We start from the raw sequence: 14405 nt of genomic DNA on the forward strand, positions 1-14405 counted from the left end.
GACGGGCCCCACATGTCCGAGGCCTTGTAGCCACCGGCGTCACCCATGGCCAGACCGATCAGCGACGGGCCCATGCCCTGCGAGGGGTCCAGCAGCGCCGACAGCGAGCCGGCGTAGATGAACTGGTTGGGGTGGTAGGCGGCCAGGATCAGCGCCGAGGAACCGGCCATCGACAGACCGACAGCGGCGCTACCGGTCGGCTTGACCTGCTTCTGCGACGACAGGTACTGCGGCAGCTCGCTGGTCAGGAAGGTCTCCCACTTGTAGGTGGTGCAGCCGGCCTTGCCGCAGGCCGGGTTGTACCAGTCGCTGTAGAAGCTGGACTGGCCACCGACGGGCATGACCACCGAGATGCCGGACTGGTTGTACCACTCGAAGGCGGGGGTGTTGATGTCCCAGCCGTTGAAGTCGTCCTGCGCGCGCATGCCGTCGAGCAGGTACAGCGCCGGGGAGTTGGCACCACCGCTTTGGAACTGGATCTTGATGTTGCGACCCATCGCCGCGGAGGGCACCTGAAGGTACTCGACCGGCAGGCCCGGGCGCGAGAACGCCCCCGCGGTCGCCGATCCGCCGACGACACCCACCAGGCCCGACAGCAGGGCCGCACCAACGGCACCCACCATGAGACGGCGCGGCATGCCGGTCACGGCGCCACGAAACCTGTCAACAAGCTTCATCCTTGCTTCCTCATCCTCATTCTTTTAGGCGCATCCGTGTGTACTGGGCGCATCCTGAACTAGGTCGAACTGCACGCGCAGGGCTCGGCAGTGCCCGTGTAGTCAACCACACCTTTGTGGCCGCGCTCTCCTCGAGTCCGTCGCTGGCGAGGTTACCGGGTCGGAATCGGCGGCCATTCGCGCATCCGAAACGGCCTCCGGCAGCGGTGTTTCCGCATGTGCCGAACAGTGCGTGGCCCCTGGTAACGGGTTAGATGTGATGTTGCTGTCAGTCTTGGACACCACGCCGGACAACCGGTGGGCGCGCCGGCCGGGCAGGAGTAAAAATTTTTTTCGGCTGCCCGCGACGCAGCCGATCAAGATCACCCGATCAGTCCCCGCGCGGTGGCGTGGGCGGCGTCTTGGGCACCTCCCGCCCGCACTTGATGAGTTCGTTGAGCGGAATACGGTCGATCCGGTACTGGGTGAACTCGAACGAATGCACCACATTAGAGACGAACCGGTGCAGGGTCATCGGCGCGCGCACCGAATTGAGCACCGCCTCGGTTTTCGGGCAGTGCAGGGCCGACTCGGCCTCGGCGACCCACTGCTGGTCCAGGTAGGCCGGGATGCCCGGGAACCACTTCACCCACGGGCCGTCCGCCACCACCCAATCCGGGAAGAGGTTCTTGTCGTGGCCGATACGACCGTGCTTGAGCCGTTCGGTGTGCGCGGCCACCGGGTTGGCCAGACCGATCTGGTCGATCACCCGGACATCCAGGCCCACGTTCATCCCGACCATGCCGAGATTGGTGAAAAACACCGCGTGCTGCGGCTTTTGGTCGGCCGGAATGCCCGCGGTACCCGGCGGAATCATGGGCACCAGATCCCACTGGTAGTAGTTGCCCGACGGCAGCAACAGCGCCCCTTCCGGGGTGTTGTTGATCGCCACCAGGACGGCGGCCATCCGCGGATAGTTGAGGTAATCGGCGGCGGTCAGCGGGTGCGCCACCCCGGTCGCCTGGGCGTAGAACCGTCGTTCGTCGACGATTCCGGAGTAGGTGACGTGGGTGGCGTCGTCGCCCATCCCGGTCGAGTTAGCCGCCCACAGCGACCAGCCCGCGACGCCCAGCCAGAGCAGGCTGACCACACCGGCCACCCAGTATCCGGTCTCCTTCGAGTAGTCCTTACCGTCGGGAATCACCACCGGGATCACCGCGACGGGCGCCAGCAAACAGAACAGCGGCGCCAACAGCACCCGGCCGTGCATGAAGTCGCCGCCCTGGCGGATCCAGTACAGCGCCTGGAGCAGCCCGCTGACCAGGACGAACGCCACCACGGCGGGCGGGCTCTGCACCGCCCGGGCCCACCGCCCGTAGTCGGGCGTGACCAGCGGGCGCAGGAATGACGGGCGGCGGCGGGCGGCCATCAGCACGATGCCCAGCGGCACCAGCAAGACCAGCGGCACCCACAGCAGGTAGGGCTGGTCGAAGTTGGACAGGTAGATCATGCCTTGGGACCATTTGTCCCCGGCGGCGTCCTTGGCCAGTGCGGTGCCGGGCACCAGCAGGCCGTAGTAGCCCATCCGGAAGATCTGATACGCCACCGGAAGCAGACCACCGGCCAGCACGATCAGGCCGCGACGACGCCAGTTGCGGGCCGCGATCAGCAACATGATCAGCGCCAATCCGCCCATCAGCGCCAGTTCCGGACGGACCAGCACGCTGAAGCCCGCGACGAAGGCCAGTGCGCCGATGAATGCCGGATTCTCTGGCTTGACCCGCAGGGGCTGCGCCCAGCAGACCATCATCCACCACAGCAGGCCCAGGTAAGCCAGCACCAACCCGCTTTCCAACCCGGAAGTGGCGAAGTCGCGCGCCGGGGGCACCGCGATGTAAACCAGCGCTCCGGCCGGCAGCATGACGGCCCGGCGGCTGCGCAGGCTCGGCGCATACAACCGGCCGGCACCGAGCATCAGGAACGCGACGCCCACCAGCGACAACGTCAGCGCCATCGCCAGCGCCACGTACTCCAGGCGCATCGGCTGGCCCACCCAGCTGGCCACATACAGCAAATAGGTCCAGGCCGTGGAGGTGTTGGCTTCCACCCGCTCACCCTGGTTGAACACCGGCCCGTTGCCGGCCAGCAGGTTGCGCACGGTGCGCAGCACGATCAATCCATCGTCGGCGATCCAGCGTCTTTGCCACGCCCCGTAACCGAAGAGCAGCACGACGACGGCCACGCTGCTCCACAGGCTGATCCGCACCAGCGGGTCGTACGGGAAGACCGGCCAGTTCACCCGGCGCACCACCGGCCGTCGGGGAACCAGCACGCCGGCGCGCAGCGTCTTTAGCGTGGCGCTAGCCGAAGGCAACGGCAGCACCAACTGTTGCGATCCACGCCAGCGCCAGCAGTTGTAGCACCCGGTCGCGCAGTGCGATGTCTTCCGGCTCCCCGGCCAGCCCGCCGTCGACGTCCACCGCGTAGCGCAGGATCGCGATCGTGAACGGGACCATCGACACCGCGAACCAGGAGCCGGAATGCCGGTCCCGCTCGAAGGCCCACAGGCCGTAGCACAGCACCACCGCGGTGGCCGACATCGTCCAGACGAACCGCAGGTAGGTGCTGGTGTAGCTTTCCAGCGATTTACGGATGGCCGCCCCGGTGCGCTCGGCGAGCTGCAGCTCGGCGTAACGCTTGCCGGCCACCATGAACAGTGACCCGAAGGCGGCCGTCAACAGGAACCATTGCGACAGCTGAATGTTGGTGGCCGCGCCACCGGCGATCGCCCGGATGAGGTAGGCCGAGGACACGATGCAGATGTCGATGACGGCTTGGTGTTTGAGGCCGAAGCAGTACCCCAGCTGCATGGCCAGGTACACCGCCATCACCAACGCCAGATTCGGGGTCAACATCCACGAGATGGCCAGGGCCGCCGCGCCCAGCACGGCCGCCAAGGCGTACGCCAACCACTCGGGCACGACGCCGGCCGCGATGGGACGAAACCTCTTGGTCGGGTGTTCGCGGTCGGCCTCGACGTCGCGCACGTCGTTGACCAGGTAAATCGCTGACGCGGCGAGGCTGAACACGACGAAGGCCACCAAGACCTGGATCAGCACCTCGGTGTAGTTGTAGCGGACGCCCCCGCCCAACGCGGCCAGCGGCGCGGCCAGCACCAGGACGTTCTTCACCCACTGCCGCGGGCGCATCGCCTTGACCACTCCGGTGATCAGGTTGCCCGACGGCTGGGTCACCGGGACCACGTCTTCGCTCATCCGGCCAGACCTCCTTCGACCCCTCCGTCGATCAAGGCGTCGACTCGGACGGCGATGGCTGCCACGACGGCGCCCAGCGTCACACCGGCGGCAACGTCACTGGGGTAGTGCACGCCGGCCAGTACCCGGGACAGGGCCATTGGCGGCACCAACACCGCCGGCAGCGGTAACCCGGTGGCGCGGCCCAGCAGGATGGCCGCGGCCGTGGTCGACGTGGCGTGCGCCGACGGGAAGCTGAGTCGGCTGGGTGTCCCGACGTTCACCGCGACCGCGGGGTGATGCGGGCGTTGCCGACGCACCACGCGCTTGACCAGGACGGCGGCCGCATGCGCGGCCAGCGCGCCCACGGCGGCGAGCAGCCAGTCGTGCCGCCGGCGCGCCGAAAGCAGGGCACCGAGCAGCGAAACCCCTACCCAGCCCAGGCTGTGTTCCCCGAAGTGGGACAACGCGCGAGCCGCGGGCAGCACTGCGGGGCGGTCGGCCAGCGCCGACTGAACGGCCACCATCGCGGCGACCTCACCGCGCGGCGCCCCTGAAGGAGGGGCTTCAGGCATGTTCGGGCTTTTTGTTGCTGGGCGGACCCGCCGCGGGCAGCAGCGCCGTCTCCCACTTCTGCTTGCTGGACAGCACGGGCAAGGCTTCCCGGTAGACCCTGCGCATCTCGTCGAACCGGCTGACCAGTTGACGCTGCCGGCGCAAAGACTGCAGCAGCAGCGTCATCATCTTGCGGCGGTCGCGCTGGCGGTAGACCACCCCGGCGCCGTCGGCGGTGGTGACGGTGACCCCGTCGACTGTGCACAGCCGGAACCAGCGCGCATCCTGGGTCGGCACGTTGTACTCCGGGCGCTGGTGGGCCGCCGGGTCGGCCTTGGTCATGTTGTGCAGGATCCCGCGGGCCAACCGGTAGCTGATCGATATCGGGTTGACCGGCGGCTTCATCGCCTTGCTCTGGTGCGCCGGCGGCGGCAGCTCACTGGCGGCGGGCAACACCACCGCGTCGGGGTACTGCTTGCGCAGCCTGTGCACCTCAGGCAGCGCCGATTCCAGGATCGAGAAGATGTGCTCGGGGCCGGCCAGGAAGTCATCGATGGCCCGGTTCTGGATCGCGACCGTCGAATACTCAAGGCAGGCAAGGTGTTTCAGGGTCGCCTTGAGGTGGCTGCGGACCAGCCCGGAGACGTCGCCGTCCCAGTGCATGGCCGCGACCACCAACCGGTTGCGCAGGTGGAAGTAGGCCTGCCAGTCGATGGCGTCGTCCTTGTCGCTCCACGCCATGTGCCAGATCGCCGCACCGGGCAGCGTCACAGTCGGGTAGCCGCATTCGGCGGCCCGCAGGCCGTAGTCGGCGTCGTCCCACTTTATGAACAGCGGCAGCGGTTGGCCGAGTTCCTCGGCGACCTGCCGCGGGATCATGCACGTCCACCAGCCGTTGTAGTCGACGTCGATTCGGCGGTGCAGCAGCTTGCTCTTGTCGCTCTTGTCGTTCAGCGGGTACTCGGCGAAGTTGTGGTCGTATTCGGTGTGCGGGGCGGCGGTCCACATGAAGTTCGCCCGGCTCACCACCTCGCCCATGATGTGCAGGTGCGACGGCTCCTGCAGGTTGAGCATCTGGCCGCCCACCAGCATCGGGGTCTTGGCGAACCGGCTCATGGCCAACACACGCAGAATCGAGTCCGGCTCGATGCGAATGTCGTCGTCCATGAACAGGATCTGTTGGCAGTCGGTGTTTTTCAGCGCCTCGTACATGACGCGGCTGTAACCGCCCGACCCGCCCAGGTTGGGCTGGTCGTGGATGGACAGGCGGTTGCCCAGCCGGGCCGCCGCGGCGGGGAAATCCGGATGGTCGCGGACCTTGCGCACCCCTTGGTCGGGCACGATGACGGCGCCGATAACCTCGTCCACCAGCGGGTCCGCGGTCAGCGCGGTGAGCGCGTTGGCGCAGTCCGCGGGCCGGTTGAAGGTCGGGATTCCGACCGCGATGTTGGCCGTACCGGGCGCGGCGATGGGGGCATACCAGCCACCGCGCAACAGCGTGACCGCGGTGTCGGTGGTGATGTCGAACCAGATCCAGCCGCCGTCTTCGAACGGTTGCAGACCGACCTCGATCTCGACGACGGCAGGCGTGTCTTCGGTGCCGGAGAAGGCTTGGCCCTCGATGTAGATGCGCGCCCCGGTGGCCTTGGTCCGGTAGACGTCGACGCGGCCGGACCCGGTCAGCTCGGCGCGCAGCACCACCGATTTGCAAATCGACCAGCGTCGCCAGTAGCTGGCCGGGAAGGCGTTGAAGTAGGTGGCGAAGGAGACCTCGGACTCGGCGCCGATCTGCAGCGAGGTGCGGGTCGTCGCGTGTGCCCGGCGCGCGTTGGTCGTCGACTCCTCGAGGTAGAGCTTGCGAACGTCGAGGGGCTCGCCCGGACGGGGCAGGATGATCCGGGACAGGAGGCTGGTGGCGGTCATTTCACGCCCTCTTCGATCAGCGGGGCGCCGTCGCGCAGATGCGGCGCCAAGACGTTGTCGTACATGTTCAAAGCGCTGGCAATGGCCATATGCATATCCAAGTATTGGTAGGTGCCCAAGCGGCCGCCGAAAAGGACTTTCGACGACGCGGTCTCGGATTTGGCCCGGGCCCGGTACGCGGCCAACACGGCACGGTCGGACTCGGTGTTGATCGGATAGTAGGGCTCGTCGTCGTCTTCGGCGAACCGCGAGAATTCCCGCATGATGACCGTCTTGTCGGTCGGGTAGGTGCGCTCGGGATGGAAGTGCCGGAACTCATGGATGCGGGTGTAGGGCACGTCGGCGTCGTTGTAGTTCATCACCGGGGTGCCTTGGAAGTCTCCGGTGTCAAGCACCTCGAGCTCGAAATCCAAGGTGCGCCAGCCCAGTCTGCCTTCGGCGTAGTCGAAGTAGCGGTCCAGCGGGCCGGTGTAGATCACCGGGGCGTCGGGGCTCTCGGCACGCAACGCGTCGCGCACGTCGAACCAGTCGGTGTCCAACCGCACCTCGATGCGGTCGTCGGCGGCCATGTTCTGCAGCCACGCGGTGTACCCGTGCACCGGCAGGCCCTCGTAGGTGTCGTTGAAGTACCGGTTGTCGAAGGTGTAGCGCACCGGTAGCCGGGTGATGTTGCTGGCCGGCAGTTCCTTGGGGTCGGTCTGCCACTGCTTGGCGGTGTAGTTCTTGAGGAACGCCTCGTAGAGCGGCCGGCCGACCAGCGAGATCGCCTTCTCTTCGAAGTTCTGCGCCTCTTCCGGCTTGATCTCGGCGGCCTGCTCCTTGATCAGCTGACGCGCCTCGTCGGGCGTGAAGTACTTGCCGAAGAACTGCGACACCAGGCCCAGTCCCATCGGGAACTGGTAGGCCTGCCCGCCGTGCATCGCGAAGACGCGGTGCTGATAGCCGGTGAAGTCGGTGAACTGCCGGACGTAGTCCCACACCTTCTTATTGGAGGTGTGGAACAGGTGCGCGCCGTACTTGTGCACCTCGATGCCGGTCTGCGGCTCGGGCTCGGAGTATGCGTTGCCGCCGATGTGCGGGCGTCGCTCGAGCACGAGGACGCGCTTGTCGAGCTGAGTCGCCACGCGCTCGGCAATCGTCAGGCCGAAAAATCCGGAGCCGACGACGAAGAGGTCAAAGCGACCGGGAGGAGAAGTCATCGGTTGCCTAGGGTATCTGACCTTGCCGCCAAAACCCGATTTGGCGACATCAGTGGAACGTCACACCTACAAACCACTCACGTCGCGATTGCCTCACGATTCGATCTCATCACTCTAGTCACAACATTCTCACTCGTACCATCAACCGTGTGGGTTTCCTGCCGGTGCACTCGAAGGTCGAGATCGGCGAGAGCCGACGCACTGCTAATCCAGATTGAGGAGACTTCCGTGCCGAACCGACGCCGACGCAAGCTTTCGACAGCCATGAGCGCGGTCGCCGCCCTGGCAGTCGCGAGTCCATGTGCTTATTTCCTGGTTTACGAATCGACGAGTTCCACTCCGCCGCCGCAACATCACGAGTTCAAGCAGGCGGCGTTGATGAGCGATCTGCCCGGCGAGCTGATTGGCGCGCTGTCTCAAGGGTTGTCGCAGTTCGGCGTGAACCTGCCTCCCGTGCCAGCTTTGGGCGGCGCGGGCGGCGCCAGCACCGGCCTCGGCACTCCCGGCCTGGGCGCCACCCCGGGATTGAGCAGCCCCGGGTTGACCAGTCCCGGCCTGGCGAGCCCGGGGCTGACCAGCCCCGGCTTGGCTAGCCCCGGCCTGACCAGTCCGGGCCTGCCCGGTCTGGCGCCCACCACGCCGGGTGCCTTGGCCGCGCCCGGTGGGGGTCTGCCCTCCCCGACGCCCGGAGCAGCCACCACGCCCGGCCTGCCCAATCCCGCGCTCACCAGCCCCACCGGAGCTACCCCGGGCTTGACCAGCCCCGCCGGTGTGAGCCCGGCCGCGGGCACGGGTGAAGTGCCCATCACCGCGCCGGCCGCGTTGGACCCCGGCGCCGACGGCACCTATCCCATCTTGGGTGACCCGTCGCTGGGCGGCGGCACCGGTTTGGGGCCGGTCAGCCCGATAGGCACCGGCGGCGGCGGTGGCTCCGGCGGCGGTGGCGGCGGTGGCGGCCTGGTCAACGACCTGATGCAGGCGGCCAACCAACTGGGTGCCAGCCAAGCGATCGACCTGCTCAAGGGCCTGGTGATGCCGGCGATCATGCAAGGCGTGCAGAACGGCGGTGCGGCAGGCGCCCCGGCCGCGGCCGCTCCGGCCCTGCCGGTTCCTGGCGCTCCGGCACTGCCCGGCGCGGCGGCGGTTCCCGGTGTGCCGGCGGCGCTTCCCGGCGCGGCGGCTGCGGTTCCCGGTGTGCCGGCGCTGCCCGCGGCTGCGGGCGCGGCCGCGCTGCCGGCGGCTGCTGCCGCGGTTCCGGCCGCCGCACCTGCCCTCCCGCCGGTCTAAAAGAGAGGCTTGTCACCGGACGACACCGCAGAGTGCTCTGCGGTGTCGTCGACAGGTTTCTCCACGAAATCGCCGTGTCGTCACATCGAAAACATTAGACACACACGTAACATCGCCTGGTGCCGTCCCGTAATCGTGCACCGACGATGCTGGTCACCGCCATTGCCGCAACGGTCGTCATCGTCTCGTGGCTGCTCTATCGGCCTGCCGGTGACGACGATCGGGCGCCGCGCCCGGCCGACACCCAAATCGCCGAACAGCCGCTGGTCGGACTGGGCGGTGGGGTGACGGTCCGAGAGCTGACCCAGAACGCACCGTTTTCTCTGATCGCGCTGACCGGCGACCTGGCCGGTACGTCGACCCGGGTCCGGGCCAAGCGACCGGACGGCTCCTGGGGACCGTGGTACCAGGCCGAGTACGAGACCGCGGCACCCGACGGCGGTCGGCCGGCCTCGGGACCGCGCAGCACCGATCCGGTCTTCGTCGGCACCACCACGACCGTGCAGGTCGCGGTCACCCGCCCGATCGATGCGCCGGTGACCCAAGCCCCGCCAGCGCCGCCTGCGACCGTGAATTCCAATCTCGGGTACCGCCCGGTGACGAAGGAACAGCCGTTCGCGCAGAACATCTCGGCGGTTTTGATCACGCCGCCGCAGGCACCCGTGGAAAACCACTGGACACCGCCCACCGGGGTCAACATGCCCGGCCAGGCCCCGCCGATAATCAGTCGGGCGGAGTGGGGCGCCGACGAGGCGTTGCATTGCGGCACACCAAGATTCGGCCGCTCTATCCGCGCCGGAGTGGTGCATCACACCGCGGGCAGCAATGACTACTCCCCGCTGGAGTCAGCTGGCATCGTCAAAGCGATCTACACCTACCACAGCAAGACCATGGGCTGGTGCGACATCGCCTACAACGCACTGGTCGACAAATACGGCCAGGTGTTCGAGGGCGCCGCCGGCGGCCTGACCAAAGCCGTCGAAGGCTCCCACACCGGCGGCTTCAACCGGGAAACCTGGGGCGTGGCCATGCTGGGCAACTTCGACGACGTCGCGCCAACCCCGGTTCAACTGCGCACCGTCGGCCGGCTGCTCGGATGGCGGCTGGGCATGGACAGTGTCGACCCTAAAGGCATGGTGGAGTTGGAGTCTCAGGGCGGCTCGTTCACCACCTTCCCCACCGGGGCGATCGCGAAGTTGCCCACCATCTTCACCCACCGCGACGTCGGGAACACCGACTGTCCGGGCAATTCCGCCTACGCGCTGATGGACGAAATCCGCGATATTGCAGCGCATTTCTACGATCCGCCGGAGGAGCTGATCAAGTCGCTGGAGGGTGGGGCCATCTATCAGCATTGGCAGCAGATCGGCGGCATGAACAGCGTGCTCGGCGCGCCGACCTCACCGGAGCAGGACGCCGCCGGCGGGGCTCGCTACGCCACGTTCGCCAAGGGCGCGATGTACTGGGCGCCGGGAATCGGCGCCGAGCCGGTCACCGGGGCACTCTATGAGGCCTGGGCATCGCTGAGCTACGAGCGGGGCCCCCTGGGGTTGCCGACGAGCGCGGAGATTCACGAACCACTGCAGATCACTCAGAACTTCCAGCATGGGACGTTGAACTTCGAGCGGCTCACCGGAAACATCACCGAAGTGGTGGACGGCATCATCACTCCGCTGACCACCCAGCCCCCGAGCGGCCCCAATGTGCCGGCGGAGCACTTCTCGTTACCTACTCATCCGCCGAACTAGTCTGCAGGTGTGCCTCAGACGCCGTACCTGACCATTGATCTGGACCAGGTGCGCACGCAGTTCCGCGCCTTGCGCGCCGTTCTTCCCGACGCGGAAGTGCGCTATGCGGTCAAGGCGAATCCCGCCAAGCCGATTCTGCGGTTGCTGGCCGACGAGGGCGCCACGTTCGACGTCGCCGCAACCGGCGAGGTGCAGGCCTGCCTGGCGGCCGGCATCGGCGGTGCTGCGTTGACGTTCGGCAATCCGATTCAGAAGGCGGCCGCCGTGGGGCACGCATACGACCGGGGTGTGCGACGGTTTGCCTTCGACACCGCCGACGGGTTGGACGTGATCGCGCGATACGCTCCCGGGGCGGTCGTGGATTGCCGCGTGGCGCCGTCGGTTCCGGCTTCGGTCACGCCATTCGGTGACAAGTTCGGCTGCCCGCCGGCGGCAGCCGTGGGCCTGCTGCAACGCGCCCGGGGAATGGGATTGCAGCCGCAGGGACTGTGCTTCCATGTGGGCTCTCAGCAACTCGACCCGTCGGCGTGGGAGCTTGGGATAGCATGCGCCGCTAGCATTTTCGACGAGTTCGGTGATCTGTCGGTGCTGAATATCGGGGGCGGATTCCCGTTGCCGTACGCCGCCGGCGCGCCGGATCTGAGAGTCATTGCGGCGACGATTACCGCTGCGCTCCAACGCCGTTTCGGCACTAACCCGCCGCACCTGGTCATCGAGCCCGGCCGGGTGATTGTGGGCGGGGCGGGCACCATTCACAGCGAAGTGGTGTCGGTGCGCACCGGTCTCGATGGCCGACGCTGGGTGTATCTGGACATCGGGCGTTACGGCGGTCTGGCCGAAACGGAGAACGAGTACATCCGTTATCGGTTGCGCACCGCGCGCGACGGTGATCCGGTGGACGACGCCGTGCTGGCGGGACCGACGTGTGATGGCGACGATGTGTTGTATCAACGGTATCCGTTGCCGGTGTCTCTGCGCCGCGGTGACGCGGTCGAGATCCATGACGCCGGTGCCTACACGGCCAGCTATGCGTCCGCCGAGTTCAACGGAATAGCGCCGCTGCCAACATATTTCGATGACGGTGCGGGCGCAGGAAGAGACATCGTCGAACCGTTGGCGCCCGGACTGACGCGCCACTGGCGGCTCTGCGAGGTCATCTGCGATGTGCGCACGCCATACCAGCACCTGGTCATCGGCCGCACCGAGCAAGGCGTGGCGCTGTTCAGCGACGACGAGCGGCAAAGCACCGAGTTCAGTCAGCTGGTGTATCACGAGGCGTTGCTCGTGCCCGCGTTGCTGCTCGCGGAGAAGATCGAGCGGGTGCTCGTGATCGGCTCGGGTGAGGGTGTGGTGAGCCAGGTGGCGGTGGCCGCCGGTGCCATCCACGTCGACCACGTCGACATCGACGGCGAAGCGGTGCGGTTGTGTGCCGAGCATCTGCCCTACGGGTACACCCCGGCCGAATTGCGCACCGCAGAATGCGGGGTCGGTCCGGTACGGGTCCACTATTGCGACGGCTGGGATTTCGTCGATCGGTGCGATACCCCTTATGACGTCGTGGTGGTCGACCTGCCCGACGAGCGGGTCGAGCCGAGCCAACACAACCGGCTCTACGACACCGAGTTCTTGGCGAAGTGCAGCGCCATCGGTGGTGTCGTCGTCGGCCAGGCCGGCTGTCCGACGCTGTGGCGCAATGAGTCACTGCGCAGGTCGTGGCAGCGGTTCCATCAGGCTTTTGGTCAGGTGGTCTACTTCGGCAGCGACGAGCACGAGTGGGCTTTCCTATCAGGGCTGTCCGGGCGGCGCGTCGAAGATCCGGTTGCCGTCATGATTGCGCGGCTGCGCACGCTGCCCTACCGACCGCAAACGCTTGACGCCGCAGCTCTGGTCGGATGCACCGTCGCGCCGGTGTCGCTGCGAGCACTTTGACGCCGAGTCGCTCGATTTCCGGCGGATGTGGCCGCCGTCACAGTACGCTCGAAATGCCCTGAGAAAGTTATCGAGTAGGACGGGAGATGGCCGTGTCTTTCTTGGCCACCGCACCGGAGATGGTTACGGCCGCGGCTGAAAATTTGGCCGGTCTCGGCTCCAGCCTGGGGCAGGTCACCGCGGCGGCAGCAACCAGCACCACCGGCGTCGCCGCGGCGGCCGCCGATGAGGTTTCGCTGGCGATCGCGCAGCTGTTCGGCACCTTCGGCGAAGAATTTCAAGCGGTCAATGCCCAGGCCGCCGCGTTTCAGGCCGAGTTCACCAGACTCTTGAACGGATCCGCGGCAGCGTACGTCGCCACTGAGGTCGCCAACGCTGAACAGAACTTGCTCGGCGCGGTCACCGCGCCGGCCGCGGCCGCCGCACCGGCCGTCCCAGGCAGCGCGTATCAGCGGCTGTTCATCAACACCGCCACCAATTTGCAGGCGCTCGGCAACGCCTGGGGGGCTAACCCCTTCCCGTTTCTGCGCCAGTTCGTGGCTAACCAGTTCGGGTACGGGCAGCAGATCGCCACGGGTTTCGCCACCACTTTCCAAAACGCTCCGCTGCTTTTGGCTAATCTGCCGGCGACCATCCAGGCCGACATCCAAACTCTGGCCAACTTCCCGGCCGCGTTCTACGCCCAGCAGTTCATCACCACGCAGCTCGGATTCGCCCAGACCTTCGCCAACGCGGTCAGTGACGGGATCGCCACCCTCATCCCTGGATTGCCCGCATTCGGCGCGGGCCTACAGCAGGCGTTCGGGACGCTGTTGACGGGTAACTACTACGGCGCAGTGGTCGACGTGGCTAGGTCGTACGCCAACCTCTTGGTCACCGGTTTCGACCCGGGCAACGTGACGTTCGGCGCAGTCGGGATAACCCTCACCGCCACGGTAAATCCCAGGTTGCTTGGCCCGCTCGGGGATCTGTTCACGATCATGAACCTGCCGGGACAAGAGGCCCAATACCTGACCAGTCTCATGCCGCCGTCCATCCCGCGGCAGATTGCGCAGAACTTCACGAACGTGCTCAATACGCTTACTAATCCGAGCATTTCGGCGACTGTCGCGCTGCCGCTGGACAATCTGGCCGGCGGGTCGATCAGCGCCTTCTTCGGGTTGCCGTTGGTCGCCGCTTACGGCTCAGCGGGAGCGCCGTTCTCGGCGCTCGGGACGCTGGCGCTCAGCGCGACCAACATCAAGCAATCCTTGGCGAGCGGCAACATCCTCGGAGCGCTCGGCGCATTCATCGACGCCCCGGCGTCGACGTTGGATGGGTTCCTGAATGCCGAAACGCTGGTCAACCAAACGATTGTGCTGCCGAACAATTCCGGGATAGGGCCGTCGACCGTCTCGATCGACCTGCACTTGCCGTTTGACGGGCTGCTTGTGCCGCCACATCCCGTGACGGCCACGGTGCACGTGCCTGGTTTCCCGGTCCCTGTTCTTGGGATCCCAGTGCCCGCTACGGACCTCGACGTACCCATCTTCGGCACGCCGTTCTCCGGCCTGATCCCGCTACTGGTCAACTACATCCCGCAGCAACTGGCCCACGCAATCGCCCCGGCCGCCTAGCGGCGCAGGCGTCGCCACCGAATACCGTTGCGGCGCTACGGGTCTCGTCGTCTTCCTCGGCCAACAGCCTCTCCGGGTGATGGTAGGTGTTGGTGCGGGGTTGGCCGTACTCGAGGTGGGGTGGGGGGATCCATTCGGTTTCGCCGTCGGTGTTTTGGCGGGTGGTGTAACCCTGGTCGACGAGGGTGTGGTCGGGGCGGCAGGCGAAGGTGAGGTCGTTGACGTCGGTTGTTCGGCA

10 protein-coding genes and 1 pseudogene are annotated in these 14405 nt (G+C 66.8%); 4 read left to right on the forward strand and 7 right to left on the reverse strand.

The features are described from left to right. The 6 genes from A9W95_RS10340 to glf form a co-directional block, all read right to left on the reverse strand. Positions 1-677: alpha/beta hydrolase-fold protein (locus A9W95_RS10340; protein ID WP_067411746.1), on the reverse strand; the 677-nt coding region annotated here is incomplete at its 3' end. A 370-nt stretch (positions 678-1047) separates the two neighbouring features. After that, positions 1048-3036 carry a terminal beta-(1->2)-arabinofuranosyltransferase gene (aftB, locus tag A9W95_RS10345; RefSeq protein ID WP_371328053.1) on the reverse strand — a complete coding sequence of 663 codons (1989 nt, stop codon included), beginning with the start codon at positions 3034-3036 and terminating at the stop codon, positions 1048-1050. Next, positions 3017-3931: a decaprenyl-phosphate phosphoribosyltransferase gene (locus A9W95_RS10350; RefSeq protein ID WP_067411726.1), complete on the reverse strand. Its 915-nt coding sequence runs from the start codon at positions 3929-3931 to the stop codon at positions 3017-3019. Before A9W95_RS10350 ends, aftB begins: the two co-directional genes overlap by 20 nt. Then, complete coding sequence (locus A9W95_RS10355) at positions 3928-4485, reverse strand: phosphatase PAP2 family protein (RefSeq protein ID WP_067411729.1); 558 nt, start codon at positions 4483-4485, stop codon at positions 3928-3930. Before A9W95_RS10355 ends, A9W95_RS10350 begins: the two co-directional genes overlap by 4 nt. Next, positions 4478-6388: a glycosyltransferase gene (locus A9W95_RS10360; RefSeq protein WP_067411732.1), complete on the reverse strand. Its 1911-nt coding sequence runs from the start codon at positions 6386-6388 to the stop codon at positions 4478-4480. The genes A9W95_RS10355 and A9W95_RS10360 overlap by 8 nt, the downstream gene beginning before the upstream one ends. Next, the gene (gene glf, locus A9W95_RS10365; protein WP_067411735.1) at positions 6385-7587 is read right to left on the reverse strand and encodes a UDP-galactopyranose mutase; all 1203 of its coding nucleotides are present in this window, start codon (positions 7585-7587) and stop codon (positions 6385-6387) included. Before glf ends, A9W95_RS10360 begins: the two co-directional genes overlap by 4 nt. A gap of 228 nt (positions 7588-7815) precedes the next feature. On the opposite strand from glf, the gene A9W95_RS27875 reads away from it, so the two are divergent. The 4 genes from A9W95_RS27875 (at position 7816) to A9W95_RS10385 (ending at position 14167) form a co-directional block, all read left to right on the forward strand. Next, positions 7816-8874, forward strand: a complete 1059-nt coding sequence (locus A9W95_RS27875; protein WP_253851619.1) for a PirG — start codon at positions 7816-7818, stop codon at positions 8872-8874. 119 nt (positions 8875-8993) lie between these two features. Beyond that, the gene (locus A9W95_RS10375) at positions 8994-10622 is read left to right on the forward strand and encodes an LGFP repeat-containing protein (protein WP_216638152.1); all 1629 of its coding nucleotides are present in this window, start codon (positions 8994-8996) and stop codon (positions 10620-10622) included. 9 nt (positions 10623-10631) lie between these two features. Continuing rightward, positions 10632-12551 carry an alanine racemase gene (locus tag A9W95_RS27880; protein WP_067411743.1) on the forward strand — a complete coding sequence of 640 codons (1920 nt, stop codon included), beginning with the start codon at positions 10632-10634 and terminating at the stop codon, positions 12549-12551. 86 nt (positions 12552-12637) lie between these two features. Next, positions 12638-14167, forward strand: a complete 1530-nt coding sequence (locus A9W95_RS10385; RefSeq protein ID WP_253851620.1) for a PE family protein — start codon at positions 12638-12640, stop codon at positions 14165-14167. On the opposite strand, the pseudogene A9W95_RS27885 reads toward A9W95_RS10385, so the two are convergent. Continuing rightward, positions 14118-14405, reverse strand: a pseudogene (locus A9W95_RS27885) (hypothetical protein); the annotation flags it as partial. The gene A9W95_RS10385 and the pseudogene A9W95_RS27885 sit on opposite strands and share 50 nt — an antisense overlap.

Source organism: Mycobacterium sp. 1423905.2, from assembly GCF_001673155.1.
GTDB lineage: Bacteria > Actinomycetota > Actinomycetes > Mycobacteriales > Mycobacteriaceae > Mycobacterium.

What these genes read in the sequence shown, in the direction of transcription:
- A9W95_RS10350 (WP_067411726.1), bottom strand. Translation starts at nt 3,931, where the DNA reads ATGAGCGAAGACGTGGTCCCGGTGACCCAGCCGTCGGGCAACCTGATC.
- A9W95_RS10355 (WP_067411729.1), bottom strand. Translation starts at nt 4,485, where the DNA reads ATGCCTGAAGCCCCTCCTTCAGGGGCGCCGCGCGGTGAGGTCGCCGCG.
- A9W95_RS10360 (WP_067411732.1), bottom strand. Translation starts at nt 6,388, where the DNA reads ATGACCGCCACCAGCCTCCTGTCCCGGATCATCCTGCCCCGTCCGGGC.
- glf (WP_067411735.1), bottom strand. Translation starts at nt 7,587, where the DNA reads ATGACTTCTCCTCCCGGTCGCTTTGACCTCTTCGTCGTCGGCTCCGGA.
- A9W95_RS10385 (WP_253851620.1), top strand. Translation starts at nt 12,638, where the DNA reads ATGGCCGTGTCTTTCTTGGCCACCGCACCGGAGATGGTTACGGCCGCG.